15 protein-coding genes are annotated in these 22,976 nt (G+C 39.5%); all 15 read left to right on the top strand.

The genetic code is table 11. The features are described 5' to 3' along the window. Positions 1-81: 81 nt before the first annotated feature. The gene (locus G602_RS0121920; RefSeq protein ID WP_026660937.1) at positions 82-987 is read left to right on the top strand and encodes an AAA family ATPase; all 906 of its coding nucleotides are present in this window, start codon (positions 82-84) and stop codon (positions 985-987) included. A gap of 192 nt (positions 988-1,179) precedes the next feature. Next, entirely contained in the window at positions 1,180-1,497 is a 318-nt protein-coding gene (locus tag G602_RS0121915) for a DEAD/DEAH box helicase (RefSeq protein WP_026660936.1), read from the top strand. A gap of 156 nt (positions 1,498-1,653) precedes the next feature. Next, positions 1,654-2,598, top strand: a complete 945-nt coding sequence (locus G602_RS0121910) for a DNA-processing protein DprA (RefSeq protein ID WP_026660935.1) — start codon at positions 1,654-1,656, stop codon at positions 2,596-2,598. 133 nt (positions 2,599-2,731) lie between these two features. Further along, on the top strand, positions 2,732-6,301 hold the full coding sequence (locus tag G602_RS28015; RefSeq protein WP_207638184.1) for a DEAD/DEAH box helicase: 3,570 nt from the start codon (positions 2,732-2,734) through the stop codon (positions 6,299-6,301). Positions 6,302-6,341: 40 nt separating this feature from the next. Beyond that, positions 6,342-7,202 carry an AmmeMemoRadiSam system radical SAM enzyme gene (gene amrS, locus G602_RS0121900; protein WP_026660934.1) on the top strand — a complete coding sequence of 287 codons (861 nt, stop codon included), beginning with the start codon at positions 6,342-6,344 and terminating at the stop codon, positions 7,200-7,202. A 141-nt stretch (positions 7,203-7,343) separates the two neighbouring features. Further along, entirely contained in the window at positions 7,344-8,537 is a 1,194-nt protein-coding gene (locus G602_RS0121895) for a FecR domain-containing protein (RefSeq protein ID WP_026660933.1), read from the top strand. A 249-nt stretch (positions 8,538-8,786) separates the two neighbouring features. Further along, complete coding sequence (locus G602_RS0121890) at positions 8,787-10,373, top strand: hypothetical protein (RefSeq protein WP_026660931.1); 1,587 nt, start codon at positions 8,787-8,789, stop codon at positions 10,371-10,373. Between the two features lie 2 nt (positions 10,374-10,375). Next, complete coding sequence (locus G602_RS0121885) at positions 10,376-10,978, top strand: VanZ family protein (protein ID WP_026660930.1); 603 nt, start codon at positions 10,376-10,378, stop codon at positions 10,976-10,978. A gap of 153 nt (positions 10,979-11,131) precedes the next feature. After that, complete coding sequence (locus G602_RS0121880) at positions 11,132-12,157, top strand: SGNH/GDSL hydrolase family protein (RefSeq protein WP_026660929.1); 1,026 nt, start codon at positions 11,132-11,134, stop codon at positions 12,155-12,157. 228 nt (positions 12,158-12,385) lie between these two features. After that, entirely contained in the window at positions 12,386-13,375 is a 990-nt protein-coding gene (locus tag G602_RS0121875) for a LacI family DNA-binding transcriptional regulator (protein ID WP_026660928.1), read from the top strand. Positions 13,376-13,617: 242 nt separating this feature from the next. Continuing rightward, positions 13,618-15,927 (top strand): glycogen/starch/alpha-glucan phosphorylase, encoded by a 2,310-nt coding sequence (locus tag G602_RS0121870; protein ID WP_081676116.1) that lies wholly within the window; start codon positions 13,618-13,620, stop codon positions 15,925-15,927. A 384-nt stretch (positions 15,928-16,311) separates the two neighbouring features. Further along, positions 16,312-18,951, top strand: coding sequence for an RNA polymerase sigma factor (locus G602_RS29520; protein ID WP_196808751.1), 2,640 nt, complete (start codon positions 16,312-16,314; stop codon positions 18,949-18,951). A gap of 201 nt (positions 18,952-19,152) precedes the next feature. Beyond that, positions 19,153-20,085 carry a hypothetical protein gene (locus tag G602_RS0121860; protein ID WP_026660926.1) on the top strand — a complete coding sequence of 311 codons (933 nt, stop codon included), beginning with the start codon at positions 19,153-19,155 and terminating at the stop codon, positions 20,083-20,085. Positions 20,086-20,412: 327 nt separating this feature from the next. After that, positions 20,413-21,561 (top strand): hypothetical protein, encoded by a 1,149-nt coding sequence (locus G602_RS0121855; RefSeq protein ID WP_026660925.1) that lies wholly within the window; start codon positions 20,413-20,415, stop codon positions 21,559-21,561. A 187-nt stretch (positions 21,562-21,748) separates the two neighbouring features. Beyond that, the gene (locus G602_RS0121850) at positions 21,749-22,870 is read left to right on the top strand and encodes a hypothetical protein (protein WP_026660923.1); all 1,122 of its coding nucleotides are present in this window, start codon (positions 21,749-21,751) and stop codon (positions 22,868-22,870) included. Positions 22,871-22,976: the final 106 nt, after the last annotated feature.

Below are 22,976 nucleotides of genomic sequence, written 5' to 3'. Positions count from 1 at the left end.
TAATTTATATAATGTTATATAGAGATTCTGTAGCTTATACAGTTGTGCTAGTTTGGGCATAACGAAAGTAGGGGGTCGCTTATGAGGGATGATTTAAATGTATTAACACGTGATCAGCAAAGGGCTATGCAGGTTCTGAATTCCGGATTAAATGTGTTTTTATCCGGGGCAGCAGGTACCGGTAAGTCTTTTTTGATAAATGAGTTTTTAAAGGAAAAGAGGAGTAAAAATGTTATTCTCTGTACGCCTACAAAAGAAGCAGCAGAGAGCTGTGGTGGGGAGTCTCTTCAAAAAGTTTTTGAGATGCCTGACAGGATTCTGAGGGTTGGAGAATATAACGTTGATCCCAGTCAAAGGCTCGACCAGGCGGACATTATCATTATCGATGATATAAACAATTGCAGGGTTGATATGTTTGAGTATGCGATTCGAACGTTGCAGTTTATTGATAATCTAAAGGAACTGGCATCTTCGGAGGAGCATAGCGATAAGCAGATAATTCTCGTTGGGGATTTTTATAAAAAACCGCCCAGGATAGAAAAAGAGGACAGAGCTCAGTTTATATCCGAGTGGGGAGTAAAAAGAGGCGAGGATCGCTTTGCCTTTAATTCATCACTTTGGGATGAACTGCTTTTGGCTAATGTTATTTTGAAGTCAATCATAAAGAAGGATGAAGTTCCTGAATATATGGATAGAGTCAATCTGATCCGTTCTTATTATGAAGCCGGTTCGGATCTCTATATGCATGATCAGACTCTTCGCACAACCAAGGTTGTATTTGATTTCTATGAGGGTATAGCAATCAGGAATTATCCTAATGTGGACAGGATAAGGCAGATCAATGCCAAAACCTATGATGACTGGAATAAAGCCGAGGATGATGAGCTTAAGGACGAGTGGGCTATGGGGCTTGGAATAGATGAGATTGCCAAGGCTCACGACAGGACAGTCGGTGCCATCAGATCCAGGCTTTTGAAGATTTCATAAAAAAGGTGACAATTACAAAATAAAAAAGATTGAAAGTGGGGTAAATATTTAGGGTACATCTATCAAAATAAAAATATATCAGAAATAAGTAAATTTTAGAGTGAAATAAGAATTATTGATATCAGAACATACGTTTGATATCATGTATATAATCTTAAGATTTACTATGGTGTTAAGGATGGATGTATGTAAATGAATTTAAAAATATATAAACGTGCAAACGAAATACTAAAGGAGATATATGGTGCTGAGGCTACATTTAGAGAAGGACAATATGAGGCAATAGAATCTGTTCTTACAAGAAAACGGACTGTTGTTGTTCAAAAAACAGGGTGGGGGAAATCATTAGTTTATTTTGTTGCTTCCAGAATGATTTCGGAATTAAGAGGTGGAAGTATAACCATAATAATTAGCCCATTGCTTGTTCTGATGGATAATCAAAGAATATTGGCTGAGAATGCTGGCCTTAAATGTGCAATGCAAAAATGCATTAGAATCGATAGAAATTGAGGATGATGAAGAAATAAATGGTAAAGTTATTCTTATAGATGATATGGTAGATTCAAGATGGACTCTTACTGTTTGTGGAAGATTGTTAACTAAGAATGGCGCGGAGTCAGTATTCCCTTTCTGTTTAGCAGATAGTAGTATGCAAGGTGATGATTAATGGACAAGGATTCAGAAAAAGTAATTTTATTGTGTGGCGTTTTTAATGATTCATATAAGCCATTGACACGTGCTGCATTTTGGAAACTTTATCACCAAAACAATGATTCTGTTGATGAAGTTTTTAATTCTGGAGATAAAACTGTAGAGGAATTGAAGAAAAGAAGTGGTTCATTAGCTTTTGCACTCGAAAAGTTATACGAAAGAGGTTTTAGAATAGTGACATTTCTTGATGATGAATATCCAAAGAGGTTAAAAGCAAGACTCGGGGATATGTGTCCACCTATTCTCTATACATGTGGCAATAGTGAATTAAGAAATAAGAAAACAGTAGGCTATGTTGGTGCTAGAAATATTGAAGATTGTGATGTTAAATTCACGCAAGAGCGTGTTAAGGAAAACATTGCGGATGGATTCGGTATTGTGACGGGCGGAGCTAAAGGCATAGATGATATAGCCCTGAAAAGCGCACTAAGTAATGATGGATTTGCAATTCTTTTTTTACCGGATAATATTTCAATAAAAGTTAGAGAACCTATTATCCATCAGAATATTTTGGATGGAAAGTTGTTAGTTTATAGTCATGTTTCTCCGTTTGCAACTAAGTCAAGAAATAGCTTTGTGGCTGCAGCTATGGAACGTAATAAATACATTTATGCTATGTCTAATGCAACGGTTGTTGTACATGCTGATTATAATAAAGGTGGGACATGGGCAGGAGCGACAGAGGCTTTAAAGCACAAATGGGGATATGTTTATACATGGGATAATAAAAAATATATTGGAAATCAAAAGCTTATAGAACGAAATGCTGTACCACTTTCGGATGATGGACAACGCATATCGAATGAAAAAGATGATTGTAATTCTGATCAGGAATTAAGTGGTAAACAATTGTCATTGTTTGACTATTTCAATAATGACAGGAAAGTTATGCAAGGGTAAAAATATATTTTTGTTACATACATAGAATATAAGGAAATCATACTGAAACAATATGGATTGGACAAATTATTTCGACTCCCTCACCTTACGCAAAGGTGGGGAGTATTTTAGTAAGGGAAAAGTTAAGGGGTTTGTGCAGACAGAGGATGGCTGTATGGCGAGAGTCCTTGGCACGCATGTTTATAATGTCCGTGTGAAGGGGCTTAAGATAGGGCATCTGATGTTTGCATGCAGTTGCCCTGTTGGCGTTAAGGGAAAACTCTGTAAGCATGAGGCAGCAGTCATGTACGAATGGGAGACCGAAAACTCAGGGCTTTCACTGGCTGGTAATGACTTCGAATCAGATCAGGGTCGCACTTTTTTCAATGTAAGACAGGTGATTCAGAATAGCGGAATAGATACTGAGACCATGGAGAAGGCATACAAAATTGTCAGTCAGGACAGAATGAAAATAACGGGAACGGATCTTAAATATATGTCCCGGTATGATGAAGATAGTGGAGATCTCGCAATTTCTTTTAAGGGTGAGTATGAAGAAAACGGAAAAAGAATTTTTGTACGAGTGACCTTTACACGATATGCAATCATGCATTCTAATTGTACCGCTGATCACAGATCTCTCAGTTCCTATGGATATTACTACAAAACCTATGATATGGTCTGTGAGCACAAGGCAGCGCTTCTTCTTTTGGCGGATAAATATATTGCAAAGTACAATCCCGGCGATGATACGGACCTGATAGGCAGCAGGATACTTAACGGATACAAGAAGCTGACCAGTCTTCAGAAGATAGAGGATACCATAACAGCAGCGCCCATAGTCCGCCTGCAGCCAAGGCTTCATATGTATCACTACAATAAGTATCCGGAACTAACGGCATCATTCAAAATCGGTATTGAGAAGCTGTATGTACTTAAGAATATTCCGAATCTCATAGATGCGCATAATCAGCATAAGAGCATGAAGTTTGGCAAGAGCTATATCCTGTCCTTTATGGACAACGATTTTGATGAAAAATCGCAGAAGTATTATTCATTAATGGAAACAGTCAAGGAGAAGACTGACTATATTCAGAATAAATACAGCATTGGAAGAACCTATTACTCAGACGATGATTCGTCGATTATTCAGGATGAGATAGACTTGGATGCCGAGCATCTTGATGACTTTTATGACATTGCCTATGGTGAAACTTTGGAGTTGTCCGGTTTCATGATTGAAGGTCAGGGAGAAATCAAGAAGATTAAGATAGGTCAGGGTAAAGTAAAGGCAACCGTTTACATACAGCATTCTTCTGAGGAGGATGAGTTTTCGGGACTTTATGTCGAGGCATATGTTCCACTACTCATAAAGGGAAAAAACTACAATTACTCAATTGATGTTAAGTCTGGGACGCTTACAAGAATTGAAAAATTATCGCCGGTCATGGAGCTTTTAATAGAAAATTCCCAGGCCGGGCTTTCGGAGTTTACTATTGGTGAAAATAATGTGGCAGAGTTCTACTACAGGTTCTTACCTCAGATGATGGATTGTCCTGATATCGAGGTGCATGAACCTGAGGATATAAGAATGGAAGATCTCCTGCCGCCTGAGTGTAAACTCAGCTTTTATCTGGATGCGGATGAGGATTATATCATTGGCCGTGTTTCGGCAACCTATGATGAGGAAGAGACATTTCTCCACACGCTCAGGGATTCCGATTATCCGCTCTCACCATCAAGGGATACGACCTATGAGCAGAGCGGTGTAAAGACCATCATGCAATATCTTCCGGAGCAAAGTGATGATGGAGAAACCTTTCTTTGCGAGAAAAACGGTGAGAATATCTTTGAGCTTTTAAGCGAAGGCTTTAAGGATATGATGGCGTATGGAGAGATCAGAGCCAGCAAGGATTTTGAAAAGCTAAAGATTCGTAAGACTCCTTCAGTGAGGCTTGGAGTGTCGGTTGAAAGCGGAATCCTTAATCTGGAAGTGTCCACAGAGGACATGTCTGAGGACGAGCTTCTGGAGCTCCTTGAGAGCTACCGCAAGAATAAGAAGTTTTTCAGATTAAAAAATGGCGAGTTTATAAAGCTTGACAGAGATGACACGTTGGAAGAACTCATGATGACTATGGAAGCCATGGGCGTATCTGTAAAGGAGTTTACACAGGGAAAGCTCAATCTTCCGCTTTACAGAGCCATTTATGTCAATAAGCTTCTTGAAGAGCATGATGATATTGCGGCTGACAGGGATAAAAATTTCAAGAATCTCGTAAGGAATTTTAATACCATAAAGGATGCAGATTTAGATGTTCCCGAAAGTCTCGACAGGACTCTTCGCGGATACCAGAAATATGGTTTTAAGTGGCTGACCATGATCTCAGAGCTTGGCTTTGGCGGCATTCTGGCAGATGACATGGGGCTTGGAAAAACTTTGCAGGTTATTGCCATGCTGCTGTCTGTGAAGGAGAGGCTTGAGAATAAGCTCTCTGCTCTCATAGTTTGTCCTGCATCTTTAGTCTACAACTGGGAAGAGGAATTCAGGAAATTCGCACCATCAATCGAAGTGAGAACTGTCACCGGTACTCAGTCGGAGAGGAAGAAATTACTATCCGGAAAGAAGCTTCCGGAAGTACTTGTGACTTCTTATGATCTTTTGAAAAGAGATATCGGATTTTACGAGAATCTTACCTTTGATTATGAGATAATAGATGAAGCACAGTATATAAAAAATGCATCAGCTGCTTCATCGAAATCCGTAAAAGTAATAAAAAGCAGGCACAGATTCGCGCTTACCGGAACGCCTATTGAAAACAGGCTAAGTGAGCTTTGGAGTATTTTTGACTTCCTTATGCCGGGATTTTTATATACTTATGACAGGTTTAAGTCTGATTTTGAAACTGCCATAACCAAATTCAAGGATGAAGATGTTACGAGACAGCTTAAGAATATGGTCGGGCCTTTCATTTTAAGAAGACTAAAAGGTGAAGTGCTAAAGGATCTTCCGGATAAAATCGAAGAGATACGCTATTCCAGATTCGACAGCGAACAGCGAAAGCTCTACGATGCTCAGGTCACACATATGAAGAAGCTTCTTGAAAGTGAGGAATACAGATCCGGAAAAGACAGATTAAAGGTACTTGCTGAACTTACAAGAATCAGGCAGATATGCTGTGATCCGGGGCTCATTACTGAAGGCTACAAGGGAGAGTCCGCCAAGAGACAATCCTGTATAGAGCTGGTACAGAGTGCGATTGACGGAGGTCATAAGATACTGCTCTTTTCACAGTTTACATCTATGCTGGAACTCCTTGAAAAGGACCTTAAGGCTGATCATATAGAGTATTATAAGATTACGGGGCAGACTACGAAGGAAGAGAGAATTAAGCTTGTCCACAGTTTTAATGAAAATGAGGTACCACTGTTTTTGATTTCGCTAAAGGCAGGTGGAACAGGACTTAATCTTGTGGGAGCTGATGTCGTTATACATTATGATCCCTGGTGGAATATTGCCGCGCAGAATCAGGCTACAGACAGAGCACACAGAATCGGACAGACTAAAAATGTTTCTGTATTTAAGCTCATTGCAAAGGATACAATCGAAGAGAAGATCATAGATATGCAGAATGCAAAGAAGGATCTGGCAGATGCTATTCTTAGCGGTGACAGCGAATCAATAACAAATATGACCAAGGAGCAGCTCATGGAGTTGTTGGGCTAACGATTTGGGCAGAAATAATGAAAAGTGAAAAGGTGAAAACATGGCAGAATGTAATGTTTGCTACAGGCATTGTGAAATTGAAGAAGGCGGGCGTGGCTTTTGCGGAGTGAGGACTACCAGGGATGGTGTGGTAGTTCCTGCTAACTATGGAAAGGTCACGAGCATCGCACTTGACCCGATTGAGAAGAAGCCACTCGCAAGGTTTATGCCCGGAAGCAAGGTTATTTCTGTCGGAAGCTATGGCTGTAATCTGCGCTGTCCTTTTTGCCAGAATTATGAGATTTCATGGTCGGATCAGGCGTATGCTCTCGAGGAAACTGCGGAATACCTGCCTCCGGAGGAGCTTGCCGCTATCGCATTAAAATATAAAAACCAGGGAAATGTAGGAGTTGCTTTTACCTATAATGAGCCTCTGGTGAGTTACGAGTATGTAAGGGATGCTGCCAAGTGTATCCATGAAAGCGGAATGGTGAATGTTCTTGTGACAAACGGTATGGCTAGTCTTGATGTACTTGAAGAACTCATTCCTTATATTGATGCCATGAATATTGACTTTAAAGCATTTTCGGAAAGCTTCTATAAAGACTTTTTGCAGGGCGACAGACAGATGGTGATGGATTTTATCACTGAGGCTGTAAAGTACTGTCATGTTGAGCTGACTACTCTTATTATTCCAAGGGGGAATGATACGGATCTTGAGATGAGAGGGTTGTCTAAATGGATTGCGTCCCTGAAGGGAAAAAATAACGAGAGTATAGGGCGTGGGATTCCTCTGCATATTTCCAGGTTTTTTCCGAGATTTCAGCTTACTGACAGAGATGCCACGGATGTGGACTGGATTTACCATCTGGCAGATGTTGCCAGGGAGAAGCTTAATTTTGTTTATACCGGAAATTGCTGAGGCTTTATAAAAATATTACACTTATTTTATACATAAAATTATCAAAATATCGTATGATTATACTATAGATTAAAGTCGGGCGTATTTCGGCTATTGTATTTCTTGTTTTGGTATGAAATGGCGTTTTGGAAAGGTGGCGCTATGAGGGGAGTATACGATTATGAGATTTATAAGTGCATGCGTGTGGGCAGGAGAGTGCTCGCATGCTTTTTTGCGCTTTTATTGATGATAAGCTATTCGGGTGATGCCTTCGCTGCAGATAAAAAGACTGAATCTGAGAATGCGATGCGAATGACAGGCGGTAGCGGAGTTGTCAGTGTCACTACCGGAAATGGGAAAAAGCAGGCAGTGACTTCGATGATGAGACTTGAAAATGGAAGCACAATTGCTACTGCATCCAAGAGCTACGCCTATGTAAGCCTTGACAGTACCAAGAGCGTTAAGCTTGATTCTCTTACCAAGGCAGAGGTTAGAAAGGGCAACAATAAATACGAGGTTCTGCTTAATTCCGGAAATCTGTTTTTTAATGTAATATCACCTCTTAAGGATGGCGAGATATTCAATATCCGAACCTCCAACATGTCGATGTCTATAAAGGGAACCTGCGCGCAGGTTGAGGTTGTTGATTCCAGACATACGAGAGTATGCCTTCTCGAGGGAAGCCTTAACTGCAAGATAACAAGCTTTAAATCAGGAGAGAGTAAGACGGTAATAATGCTTGCAGGTCAGGCAGCTGATTTTTATCTCACAGGAGAAAGTCAGAACGATTGCAAGATAGTTACCGAGGACATAAAGACTGACGCTATCAGAGCCTTTGTTTTGGAGGAACTATACAGGGATAAGAATCTTTCTGCAAAGATTTATCAGCAGAGTGGCCTGGATTTTAGGAATCTGACCCAGGCAGTAATTGATGACAGGATGCGCAAGGATCAGAATAAATCCGGCGCAAGTACTGCAAAAAACAAGAGTAATAATAAGAAGAGCAATAATAAGAATAATTCCAAGAAGGCGATTCAGATGAACTTCCTTGAGGATCATGATGAGGGAAAGCTGGCATATACATTTGAAGGGAAGGTTATAATTATTCCTGAGTGTGTCAGTGTGGAACTGATCAGGGAAAGGGGATGTCCGGGATCACCCTGTGGCGGTAACCCCGGTGGCCAGAACAATTCAGGCAGCAGTAATAATCAGAATAATAATTCGGGTAAAAGGGTCAGGGATAAAACTCAGAAAATCTCTGCTAAAGCCGGTGAAAGTGGTGGCAAGGCTTATGAAATTATAATTCCCAGCCCTAAAGCAGATACTGTGATAAACAATTACTTTGAGGATCTTTAATGTAAACATGAAGCTGCCGGGTATTGTCACGATACCCGGCAGTTCTTGTCACGAAAAGTTTTCTTATGAGGGAGATAAGAGAATTACATTCCTTTATCTTATGAAAATATATTAAAACCAAAATCGTAAGGATTAGTGACGCGTTTGTGATTATTTTGTGAAATGTAGGAGCCTTCCCAAACCATCATTGAAACCGTTACGGATGTTTGTTACTCTAATATTGGAAGACTTTTTAATGAGGGGAACATTATGAAGTATGCATTTACAACCTTTGCACTGATAGTGACTTTGCTTGGAGGTTTTATCTTCGGTGCATATTATATGTATAGAAAAAATAATCCTGTTCCCGCAGAGCAGGTTAATGAGGCACCTACTGAAGAGGAAGTGCTTGATGATTCTGCGTACTATGACAGTGATGGTAATTGGATTTTTAAGTATAATACGGATCAGACCGGCTATGGTGGCAATGGCTCATCTATTATTGCCGGCGGTGATGCTTCAGAGAATATTGATTATCGTATAACAGGAACAAATTTCGTTTACGAGGACGATGGCAATTATTCAGGTTTTCATGCAGTAGTAACAATCGAGAATATAGGAAAAACCAATCTATATCTGGGGCCTGACTCTGTTTTTGATATAGAGGACAGAAACCTCGAGGTAGTGGATTCCTATGATTATGTCCGCGCTGTACCGGATGTTATCGCTCCCGGTGAGAAGGGCTATTTCTATGTGCCTTACGGACAGATTAAGACAAGAGAGGATTCTGTCACCATAGAGGAAGGTGATCTTTCAGGTGATACTCCCGAGCCGGGCGAGGCGAACAGCGCTCCGACCAATAACGATGATACTAATTCAATAGACATAGATGAACTTGAGAAGGCACTTCAGGAGGAAGGGCTTACCACTTCATCTGTAAAAGTTGAACAGCCTAAGCTTTTGGCAGCTGCTGATCAGGGTAGTAAAGCATCTGCCGGTAATTCAGGTACTAAGAGCGGTGGCACAGAGCTTCTTCCTGCAGATGAGTCAGAGGGAGAGGCATCTGCTGATGAAGCAGCTTCTGAAGGAAAGAAGGCCGATGATTCAAAGGTTGATGTGAAAACTGCTGACGAAGCAGCATCAGAAGGTGCATCAGAAGGTGCATCCGGCGATGGTGCAAAGACTGCAGGGAAAATTGATGATACAGAATCTGAGGGAAAATCAACTGATGAAGCATCATCAGAAGGAACATCCGGCGATGGTAAAAAGCCTGAAGAATCAGCTGCTGATGGTTCAGCATCTGAGGGCTCATCTGATGCCGGTGAGAAATCTGAGGGAACAGATGGGACACCCGCTGAAGGGGAGGACCTCGAAGGAACATCTGAGGGAACAGATGGGACACCCGCTGAAGGACAGGAAGTCGAAGGAACATCTGAGGGTACTGAAGGTGATGGGACAGACGGAGATACTAAGAAGACCAAGGCAGAGTATCCTGGACTTTCTCTTTACAGAGTGCATGAGTATTTCATCATGCCAAATCTTGATATTGAGAAATGCGCGAATGATCCGCGCAAGGATTTTGATATATTTAATATAATGTATGGAAGTAATACAAGTGGATATTTCACCTTATCAGCTGATGTATCCAACTCCACAGAGAAAAATGTGGATTATATTCCTGTTACAGTTGTGGCACTCGACCGCAGGGGAAATGCCATTGCAGTTGGCAAGGATTCAATTACAGATTTTTATTCAGGAGCAACCAGAAGCTTTGGCGTGAGCTATGTTTTAACGAGAGAACAGCGCTCTAACATAGTTCAGTGCGTTGTTTACGCCAGAGAAGCTATTAGTAAATAAATATGATAGAAAATTTTTTGACAGAGAATGAAGCCCTTATCAGCCTTATATTGTCTGATATTCAGGGCATGGTTAAATATATACATATAGGTGTAGGAATTGCTCTGGTATACGGAGTACTTTATTTAATATATGTAATAGTATGTAAGATTATGAAAAGAAAAAGGCGGCTTAGTGCATGGCATGCGATTTCGGTATTTGCGCTGCTGATCTATCTGACCGCAATTCTTTTTATCGTTTTCATGAGCAGAGAGCCTGGACAATATGACGGGGTTAATCTTCGTCTGTGGTCCTCGTGGGGTATTACGACGCGGAGGAAGGCTCTTTTTATTGAAAACATAATAATGTTTATTCCAATGGGGATTCTTTTACCTTCGGCATTTAAAGTTTTCAGAAATCCTTTTTTGTGTGTTGTCTCATGTGCACTTATGTCAGGCTTCATCGAGCAGACACAGTTTATCTTTAAACTGGGCTTTGCAGAGATTGATGACGTGGTGACAAACACCTTAGGCGGCGCTATAGGATGGATGATTTGGGGATTCTTATGTCTTATTTTCCTGATCTGCCGGAACATCATTCTGAGTTTGTGCGATAAGAAAAAATGACAAAAATTTACAAAAACTTGACGAATGCGTAAAAATGGGTTAATATCTCGAAATATGGGGAGCATGATAAGCTTCCCATATTTTGGAAGTTCATGTTTTTTAGTAACCTTATAAACTTGTTTTGCATAGGAATCATGGAGCAATCGATATTTTATGAGGAGAACAGGTAGCAGGAAGACGAGAAACAGAAAGTTTAAGCCATTAGTCAGGATCATTCTGGCGATATCAATTCTTTTGGTGGCTGTTTTAATTACCCAGTATGTGGTGCAGCGGCTTGATAATAAGACGACTGCGTTTGCTAAGATTGAGACAGAGACTGTTGCTGCGGACAAAAAGGCCGGAGCAGGAACTCATAAGGCTCAGACTGCCAAGGTGACCAAAACTGTTAGCAAGACCACAGCTTCTAAGGGCGCTTATAAAGCGGACAATCTTTTAAAGGACGATTCCACTAAATCAGATTATAAAATAACAGTCTATGAAAAAGAGAAAAATCTCTATTCAAATGACAGGGTAAATGTACGTAGCGGTGCAGGAACTGAGTTCGACAGGCTTGGAGTTATTAAGCGTGATACGAAGATGGAAGTTCTTGGACAGACTGATAACGGCTGGTATCAAGTAATGTATGGCGATGAAGTCGGCTATATCAGAATGGATTTTCTTCAGGAAAAGGAACCGGGAGTAGAGTACATTTTTGCAGGTGATTCACGAACAGTTCAGATGAGTCAGGCTGTCGATGAAGACGATTACAAATGGATTGCCAAGGTTGGTGAGGGATACAACTTTTTCTCCAGTGAGGCAGTTCCGCAGATAGATGCCACTGTTGGAGACGGAAGTGTTATTATCATCAACTATGGTGTAAATGATCTTCACAATTCAGAGAAATATATCAAGCTTATAAATAAGAAGATAGATTCATGGATTGATGCCGGAGCTACTGTATATTATGCAGCGGTTACGCCCGTTAGCGATTATCCTACTATTACTAATTCAGATATTGAGAAGTTTAACAGTGAGATGAGAAAAGGCTTAGACAGCAGGATTGGATGGCTTGATGGTTATTCATTCCTTCAGAACCACGGATTCTCAACAGGAGATGGCCTTCATTATAATGAAGCAACTTATCAGTCACTTTATTCATTCTATGTAAATCAGGTGGCTTCAGTTAAGCAGACAGCATGAATGGCGACTTGGAGTTGTTATTGATTAATTGATATTAAAGGTATTGGAAACAGGAGTTTTCGATACCTTTTTATTATGATAAAAAAAGAGTTTCCATATAAAATATAATGGAAGCACAATTTTTGTATAATTTATGCTATACTATGCAGCAGAAGTAATTTTATTACTAAGCGCTTGGCGTGAGAGTTTCTTCAGATAAATCTATATCTTATTTTGTGAGGCAAAAAAATGGTATCTATCAGGGATGTGGCAAAGGAAGCAGGGGTTGCCATTTCAACAGTTTCGAAGGTCTTAAATAATTATCCGAATGTAAGTGAATCAACTAAGAAGAAGGTAATGGAGGCGGTAGAACGCCTTAATTTTGTGCCTAATCAGGTTGCAGCAGCTCTTTCGTCCAAGAGATCGGGAAGAATTGCCCTTCTTTTAAAGCTCAACATGAAAACTCAGGCGATTGATGAAATAGATATGCAGTATATTTCAGGTGCTCTTGGTATGGCACAGGAAAAGCAGCTCGACTGTATCACTGTATTCTATTCTATGATTGAGCACATGAGCCTTGATGAGATGATAAGATATTTCACTTCACAGAGTATCAGCGGAATTGTTATCTTCGGTATGAATAACGATGACAAGGTGCTGAACCAGCTTATACAATCTCAGAACTTTAAGATAATTGTTGTTGACGGAAACCTCACAAACGAGAGTACTTCAGTGGTTGGAATAGATCATTATCAGGCTCAGAAGGACGTTGCCGAAAAGACCATAAAGGAAAATACCGGAAACAAAATCCTCTATATCGCAGGTATGAGAAACAGCTTCATAACAGAGGAAAAGATAAGGGCGATGGAGGATCTCTCCAAGAAAATGAAATTGAAGCTTTTCATAAGGAATGGTGATTTCTCTGAATTAAAGGCAAGAAATATAGCACTTCGTTATGCAAAGAATAAGGATATAGTTGTCTGCGGCTCAGACCTTATGGCCATCGGCGCCATGAAGGCTCTTATGGATATGGATATTTTCCGCCCTGTTTGCGGATTCGATGGTATCATCCTCATGGGCTATGTAGGAAAACAGATGAATACCGTAAAGCAGAACTTTGCGGAGGTTGCAGCCGAGAGTGTACGCGAGCTTAACAGACTGCTTAACGGCTCAGCAGGAAGACGGGTCAGACTACCGCATACTCTTGTGAGAATGAAATATGAGGATATCATTTGTTAAACCTGTTGCTTACGAGTCTGCAACAGGTTAAATTCTTAAGATTTCTTAAATTATTTTTTTACCCACTTGCGGAAAACGTTTTCATGTGTTACGATATTTTCAGTTCATGAGAAAACGTTTTCTGCGAAATTGGCAGAATAAATCAGATTCGAGATGAGTGTCCCCTCACCTCGGGTTATGTGAAATAGCGAAGATTTAAACACTACGCTACTGGTTATGTATTTTTAGAAAGGAAGGATTGAATGAGTCAGCACACTAATTTACAGCAGGATGTACTGGTAACCAACATGGAGGAAACACTCCTTACTATAGCTAAAGAGAAATTTGGTAAGGAGATCAAGGATCTTAGCAATAAGGAGACTTACGTTGTTCTTCTTGACTATGCTAATCGACTTATGGATGTGGCTCCGATCGAGGGTGGAGAGAAGAAGATTTATTACATCTCAATGGAGTTCCTTATTGGTAAGCTTCTTTCCAATAACCTTATCAACTTGAGAGTATATGACAAGGTAAATGAGATACTTGAGAAGAATGGCAAGCACCTTGCAGAGATCGAGGAGTGCGAGCCGGAGCCGTCACTTGGTAATGGTGGTCTTGGAAGACTTGCAGCTTGTTTCCTTGATTCTATTGCAACACTTGGTCTTGCAGGAGAGGGTATCGGTCTTAACTATCACTTCGGACTTTTCCGTCAGGTATTTAAGGATAACCTTCAGACAGCTGAGAAGGACGCATGGATTGAGAAGGAGTCATGGCTTGAGAAGACAGATACTACTTTTGAAGTAGCATTTGGTAAGAAGAAGGTTGTTTCAAGACTGTACAACATGAATGTTGTAGGTTATGACACCGGAGTTAATAAGCTCAGACTTTTCGATATTGAGACAGTTGATGAGAGCCTTGTTAAAAAGGGTATCAGCTTTGATAAGGAAGAGATTGAGAAGAACCTTACACTTTTCCTGTATCCCGATGATTCTGATGAGGCAGGTAACCTCCTTAGAATTTACCAGGAGTACTTCCTTGTAAGTAATGCTGCACAGCTTATTTTAAGAGAGCAGAAGGAGCGTCAGTATGACCTCAGAGACCTCAATAAGCATGCTGTAATTCAGATCAACGATACACATCCTACAATGATTATTCCTGAGCTTATCAGAATTCTTGTAGAGGATAAGGCTTTCACAATGGATGAGGCTATTGATGTTGTATCCAAGACCTGCGCATATACAAACCATACTATCCTTGCAGAGGCTCTTGAGACATGGCCTCTTAAGTATCTTGAGAAGGTTGTTCCTCAGCTTGTTCCTTATATCAAGGAGCTTGATAAGAGAATCCGCGCTAAGGTTAAGGATCCTGCAGTTCAGATCATTGACAAGGATAAGAAGGTACACATGGCATTTATCGACATCCATTATGGATTCTCTGTAAATGGTGTTGCTGCTATCCATACTGATATTTTGAAGAACTCAGAGCTTAACGATTTTTATAAGCTCTATCCGGAAAAGTTCAATAATAAGACTAACGGCGTAACCTTCAGAAGATGGCTTATGTCCTGTAACCATCCGCTTACAGAATTTCTTTCAGAGACAATCGGTGATGGCTTTAAAAAGGATGCAAATAAGCTTGAGGATCTTCTGAAATATGTAAATGACCAGGCAGTTCTTGATAAGATTGAAGATATCAAGATGCAGAAGAAGAAGGAACTTGCAGCTTATCTTAAGGAGCATGAGGGAGTAGAAGTAGACCCGAATTCTATTTTTGATATTCAGGTTAAGAGACTTCACGAGTACAAGCGTCAGCAGATGAACGCTCTTTACATCATCCATAAATACCTTGAGATCAAGGGAGGTAAGAAGCCTGCTCGTCCGCTTACATTTATCTTCGGAGCAAAGGCAGCACCTGCTTATGTAATCGCGCAGGATATTATTCACCTGCTTCTTTGCCTGCAGGAGATTGTTAAGAACGATCCCGATGTATCACCTTACATGAAGGTTATCATGGTTGAGAACTACAACGTAAGCTATGCTGAGAAGCTTATTCCCGCATGTGATGTTTCAGAGCAGATTTCACTTGCATCAAAGGAAGCTTCAGGAACAAGTAACATGAAGTTCATGCTTAACGGTGCAGTTACTCTTGGTACAGATGACGGTGCTAATGTAGAGATTCACAATCTTGTAGGCGATGATAACATTTACATCTTTGGTATCAGCGCTGATGAGGTTATTGCTCACTACAAGAAGGCTGATTATGTATCCAAGGATTACTACAAGAAGAGCAAGGTTATCAAGGAGGCAGTAGATTTCATTACTTCCAAGCAGTGCCTTGCAGTAGGCCACAAGGAGAACCTTAAGCGTCTTCAGGACGAGCTCCTTAAGAAGGACTGGTTCATGACTCTTATCGATCTTGAGGATTATATTCGTGAAAAGGATCTCATCTTTGCTGATTATGAGAACCGTGACAAGTGGAAGAAGATGATGCTTACAAATATCGCTAAGGCAGGATTCTTCTCATCCGACAGAACAATAGAAGAGTACAACAGAGATATCTGGAAATTGAATTAATAAAAAATTAAACTGATAAATTCGGACGCCATTCCAGGGTATTAAGTCCGTATGAAATGTAAATAAGTGTATGTGATTTCAATCTCATTGCGCAAGCGCACAATCGATTGAGAATTACATACACTTATTTTTTGCATCTGTTTATTCTGGCTAAGACACGAGCAGACGGTCATGCTTTCATATTCATCTTCCGACGCCCAGAGACAAATATCCAGGTGTAATAAAAAAATCACAGAAGGATAATATGGTAAAATAAATCGTCATTAAAATAATTCAATATTATAAATCCGAACTCTTTTTTGTTGGTACTTATTAGTAGAACCAGGGAAAGGAGGAGAGCGGTTTCGACAACTATAGTAAAAATATTGAATGGAGATATGGAGAATGGATGAAAAGTTGAAAAGAGCCATCGAGGAGATGGCTGAGGGAAAAGAAGAGGGCTTTAATGCGGTATATTCTGCTACATACAATCATGTTTATTTTCGTGCAAAGGCATACATGAAGGATGAAGCTGATGCGCAGGACCTTACACAGATTGTATATATTGAGGCCTACAAGAACATAAAGAGCCTGCAGAATGCGGAGTCTCTTTTAGGATGGTTGGACGGAATCTGCCATAATCAGGGAATGAAAATTTTTCGTAAGAAAAAGGATGTGCTTCCAAATGTTGATGAGGAAGGAAAGGATATCTTTGAGACACTTGAGAGTAATGACATTACATCGCTGCCTGAATTATCGACAGACCAGAAGGAAACAAGCAGGATTATTCAGGAATTTATAGGTGAACTTCCGGAGGTTCAGAAGGCTGCTGTCATCGCATATTATTTTGACGGTTTTTCAGTCGGAGAAATTGCACAGATGCAGGACTGTTCAGAAGGAACGGTTAAGAGCCGCCTGAACTATGCCCGAAAATTTCTTAAGGATAAGGTTGAAGGAACGGAAAAACGCGACGGTATCAGACTTCATGTTGTTGCACTTCCTACATTGTACTATGCAATCAAGCTTATGTCCGAGAATACAAAGCTTTCAGCTAAAGCTGCAGAGGGCATCTACGTAGGAAGCTGTGCAAAGGTCGGTCTTACACCCGGAGCTATTGCGCTCGGTAATGCAGGAGCAGGTATGTCAGCAAAAATGGCTGTGTCGGGAGATGTAAAGGTGGCAGAGGCAGGATCTGCTGTTGGAGCTAATGCTGCAGTGGCTTCTTCAGGTACAAGTGCCGGTACAGGTTCAGGTGCGGCGGCAGGAACAGCAGGTGCCGGCATTGCAGGTGCGGCAGGAACAGTTGCTGCTACAGGTGCAGGATTATCCCTGGGAGTTAAGGCATTGATTATAGCGGGTGCAATTCTGGTTGGAGCTGGCGCCGGGGCTGGTGCGACTTATTATGCTGTGAAACAGAATGCACAAGAAGCTGAGATTGTAGAAGATGAAGGGGATGTTGATTCAGAAGTGGCAGCAGAGACAACAGAGAATAGCGCTGATTCTGATGTTGCAGGCGAAGTGGAAGAAAATGAAACAAAAGAGGTAAAGCCTGATGAAGGAGATTCAGAAGAAGCGATCCACGAACTTCAGATTCCCTTTACAGTTACAGGAACAGTAATTCGAAATGCTGATATAGAAGAATATGCATCGAAGTATTCACAGTATTCCGAGCAATATGGATTTATGGGAAATATGCCGGAATATGGAATCAGATTTGATGAACCGGTAAAATTGCAGGTTGGTGATAATGTTATTGAAGTACCGGAAGCATGGCTACTTAGCTATATGGGACAGACAGATATAGAGCCATTAGTAGGACAAAAAATTACAACTGAAGGCTGGATGGGACATCATCTTAATGTAGAGAAAATAAGTGATGAATTGTATAGAAGCACTAATAAAGATGATAGAAGTTACCATTATTATCCAAATGGAGAGTATGAATACAGCTTTAGTGATTTAATCGAGGGTGAAGAAAAAAATGAAAAAAGCGAAGAATATGCCGATGTATCTCTGACAGAAGATGAGAAAATTCAGATTGTAGATGCAATCGGATTTTACTCACAGGATTGGCTGGATGCAGGAAATTATGTATTTTGTGCTAGATTGTATGCTGTATATACATTATGGAATAATCCTGAGGCAGAAAAGGCATTTCCATGGAAAAAGGATGACAAGCTGGATGTACCGTTTGTAAAAGATTTTTATAATTCTCTCGGTATAGAAATACCTGGTGATTATGACTTTGAGGATAATGGCATAACTGCGGATTCCGATAATCTGCTGGGAGAAGGCGAGCTGCCAATGGACTATTATGCTTATGAGGGGCTAGATATAAAAAACAATGGAGACGGAACATATACGTTGTCCGGACAGTACAGTTGGAGATCGTTGGATGATGAACCGGGTGGCAGTGTTCCAATGTTTCCTTTTACAGCAACAGCAGTAAAGGGTGGAAATCCTGATATTTTCGGTGGACTTATCATTAAGGATTGCAGTACTTTTGATTATTCAAAATGGAAGGTGAATAGTTCAGAGTCTTCTATGAACTCAGAACTTATGGCGAGTAGGGCAGCCGAGATTATAAAGCAAAAGCAGGCGGAAGGAATAGTTTATTCCTATGGGGACGCTCCCGTTTACTTTGTGTTTGATGTTACTTCTGATGGGATACCAGAGATTATACTTCAGGAGGGGACCTGTGAGGCTGATTATGTGATGAATATATATACATGGGTGGATGCTCAGTCAGACTGGATTAAAATGGGTGAAACTCAGGGTGATCATGTGGGAAATTACTGGGGAAAGAATTCACATGATGGCTTCTATGGATCTTCGGTGCATATGGGGTATGAATTCGTATATGATTATGATGGTAAAAGTAATACTTCAAAACAGATATATGAGGGTGAAGTTGAATGGATAGATTATCCAAATGGTGATTCTGAAATTAAAACCTTATATGAGCCTACAGACGCGACATTGCTCACGTTTTATGCAGATACATCAGCCAGTGCCATAAAGACTGCAATAGAAAATGCAGAATGAAAAGAAATGCTGAAAATATCTTTCAAAAACTGGGAATCTTAAGACAATCTTAAAGATTTCCGGTTTTCTTTTTGCTATTCTATTCTCCGGCTGCAAAATTCAGCAGGTTTTCAATCTATTACGTGTAGTAGCGTATCAGGGCTTTTCGCCTATGAAATCACATTGGATTGTAATAATACTAAAGAAAAGAAGGAGAATGATTTGAAACAAGACAACTTAATAACACCAAAGTATAAGGATACTACCTTTAGGATGTTATTTAATGACAAGGAGGAGTTGCTTTCATTGTACAATGCGCTTAATGGGACAAATTATGATAATCCAGATGAAATGATTATAAATACCATAGGCGACAGTACATTTATGAAGGTAAAAAATGATGTATCCTTTATATTTAATTACGAGCTGGGGATTTTTGAACACCAATCAACACCATGTCCAAACATGCCATTAAGAGATTTGTTCTATGTGGCAAAGCTCTTAAAAAGTATGACTCAGAAGGATGACCTATATAGGTCGAAGCTTATTAAAATCCCATCACCCAAGTTTTTCGTGTTCTATAATGGAACAGAACCTATGGAAGATACAAAGATCTATAAACTATCTGAGCAGTTTGAAAAGCATGAGGAATTCCCTGATCTTGAGCTTATAGTTACGCTTATCAATGTCAACGAAGGACATAATCCTGAACTAATGGCAGCTTGTGAGACATTAAATAATTATAGTATTTTCGTTGCTATCGTGAGAAAATATATTAAAGATATTGCTTCTGAAATTGAGGATAGTGATGATGCGGTAAGAGCAGCAATTGAGAAAGCAATCGATGATTGTATAAATCGAGGCATTTTAAAGGACTTCTTTGAGAAACATAGAAAAGAGGTAGTGGAAATGGAGATGTGGGATTATAACGAAGAACTTCACTATAAGACTATCGCTCAGGAAAAATATGAGGATGGCTATGATGATGGTTATGGGAATGGATATGATGATGCTGAGAGAAATATTACAGCTCTGTTTAACTGGCTTCTCGAGCAGGGAAGAGATGAAGATGTGAAGAAGGCAATTTTAGACAAAGAATTCCGAATGAAATTGCTTAAGGAATATGATGAGTCTAAGAAGGCTTCTTTATGCTGAATAGAACATAGCAAATTGTAATACATAGTTTGTAATAGGGGCAGTTGTAGCTAAGAATACAGCTGCCTTTTTTCGTGCAAAAATTTTTTGAAAAAATTTTCAAAAATATAAAACCAAATCAAAACTCGCCGGTACTTATAGATAGAACAACAAAATAAAACAATCCGGAGGGAGAAAATCATGAAGAAGAAAACAAGGTGAAAGATACCTAAAGAACTATATTGTGATATAATTAACAGGTTGTATGAGGACAGAACATAAGAAAAATGTTCAAGAAATTCGCTTTTTGCGGATGCCTGGAATTAAAAAGAAAAGAGGGAAATGAAGATGAAGAAAAGTGGTTTACTAAAAAAAGCGGGAGCATTGCTTCTTGCAATGTCTATGACAGTTGCATCTTTTTGTGCATTTGTTCCTGAGACAAAGCTAACTGCTAAGGCAGTAGGTGAAACACAGGATACTGCAACTATACTAACGCCTAATTCGGAATGGACAGCATGGACACCACTTGTTGATGAAGGAACACACTTCTACAAAGTGGTTTTGACCGAAGATGGGGAGTTTACATTAAGTGCTGCATTTAAGAATTGTTATGGCGTGAGCGCATTTCTTCGTAAAGAGAAGAACACGGATATCTTGTGTCATGTACAAACTATTTTCGGGACAGAAGAAGATGCTCCTGTGACAGAATCCGATAAACGTGTTTTATCAGCGGGAACTTACTACATTGAAGTTACTGGAAAGGGTGTCAGAAATAAAGATAAGGGCAATGGTTACCAGAATTATAAGATACAAATAGGCTTTAATGGTTTTGGAGTATCTGAAACAAATGAAGATAGTTATGATAATCCGAAGGAATATGTTGTTAACTCAGTAGTTACAGATTCCGGTACAAGTACAGATCAGGTAGATTGGTATAGATTTAGTATTGATAAGGAAGGAAAATACACATTTAATATTACAATTTATGGAACCTATGAAACATCTCAATTTGAAGCAAAAATCTATAATTCCGATCTTACTGAAGAAAAGTTATCACTAAAAGGTGGAAATCATGATGAGTCAGGTGTTAATCGAACAGGAGAATTATACCTTGTGCCGGGTGTGTATTATATAAAAATAAATGCTAAAGACACAAAATACTCTTTTTCTGTAAAGGGATCTACTATCGAAGCGAGTAAAGTAACCAAAGTGAAATCTTCAAAGAAGAAAAAGGCAGATGTTACCTTTAAGAAAATTAGTAGCATCAATGGTTATCAGATTGAATATTCAACCGACAAGAATTTCAAAAAGAATGTTAAAACAAAAACTTTCACGATAGAAAAGACTGAAAGTGCAGGAGATAATAAAAGAAAGATTACAGTAGGCAAGCTTAAGAGGCATAAGAAGTATTACTTCAGAGTAAGAACCTATATTGAAGATAATAATACAAGGTTCTATTCTGATTGGTCAAAGGCAAAGAGTGCAAAAATAAAATAAATGAAATAAACTATCATAATCCGGAAATCTCGTAGGTTTCCGGATTTTTTATGCAACAATCTCATCCAATCACAATTATATATAAAATTGGATAACGAATTTTAGGACAAAACATTACCATATATCAGATGTTTTGTGGTACAATGGAAAAGTTGTATGACATTTTAAAGAAAAGAGGGAAAAGAGGATGAAAAAAGGAAAATTACTAACAAAATTTGGGGGAGTGCTGCTGGCATTAACTATGGCAGCCAGTCCGATCGGTGCATTTAATCCGGGGAATAAGATTGTTGCCGAGGCAGCAGGTGGAAGAACTTTTGACACAGCTGCACAATTACCTGCAAATATGGATTGGGGTGCATGGAATGAAATAGGTATTGCTAGTCAGGACTTCTATAAAGTTGTATTACCTGCAGATGGTGTGTTTAAGATTGGTCTTATGTTAAAGAACACCAGCCATATAGGGGTAGATGTTTTCAGCAGCTCTGATACGGCAAGAAGAGTTATGACTACGGGTCAGATGAATGTAGATGACTCTGTATGGACAGGAACAGATACCAGGGTTCTTTCAGCAGGAACATATTATATCAGAGTACAGAGTGAAAGCCCTCGTAATAGAAGTAAAAAGCAGAGCTATAGATTAAAAACGGTGTATGAGAGCTATGGCGTATCAGAAAATGTGAAGGATAGCTATGACAATCCGAAGATATATACTTTAAACACTACTGTGACGGATGCATTTACTGCTACTGACTTAGAGGATTGGTATAAAGTAAATATCACTCAGGAAGGAAAGTATCGTTACACTGCTACAGTCAGCAATGATACTTATAAAAAGGTAGAGGCAAATCTGTATAGTCATGACCTTTTTGAGAGAAGTTTTTTGGATGGGGCTGTTGTTGGCACACCTGCAGTTACGGACGTTTATTTAACACCGGGTACGTACTATATTAAACTTGAGGGAGAGCAGACAAAATATACTTTTTCATTAAGCAGAGAAAATATTGAGAACGGAAAAGTTGCTAAGGTAAAATCTCCCGGTAAGAAGGCAGAGATAACCTTCAAGGATGTCACAGGCGTTAATGGATATGAAATTCAGTACTCAACTAACAAGAAATTTAAGAAGAATGTAAAAACAAAATCTTTCGAAATCGGAAAGACACAAACTGTAGGAAATGATAAAAGGAAGGTCACAATAAGCAAGCTCAAGAGACATAAGAAGTATTACTTCAGAGTCAGAACATATGTTGAGCATAATAATGTAAAATACTATTCAGACTGGTCAAATGCAAAGAGTGTAAAAGTAAAATAAACATTCAGAATCCGGGAATCTTTTTGGTTCCCGGATTTTTTACTAATTATAGAGCTTTTGATATAATACTAATTAATTAAACATTTTTTTTCATAATAAGGAGGAA

This window comes from Butyrivibrio sp. AC2005 (genome assembly GCF_000424145.1).
GTDB lineage: Bacteria > Bacillota > Clostridia > Lachnospirales > Lachnospiraceae > Butyrivibrio.
The sequence above is the reverse complement of the archived record's forward strand: the minus strand, read 5'-3'. Positions and strand labels throughout refer to the sequence as shown.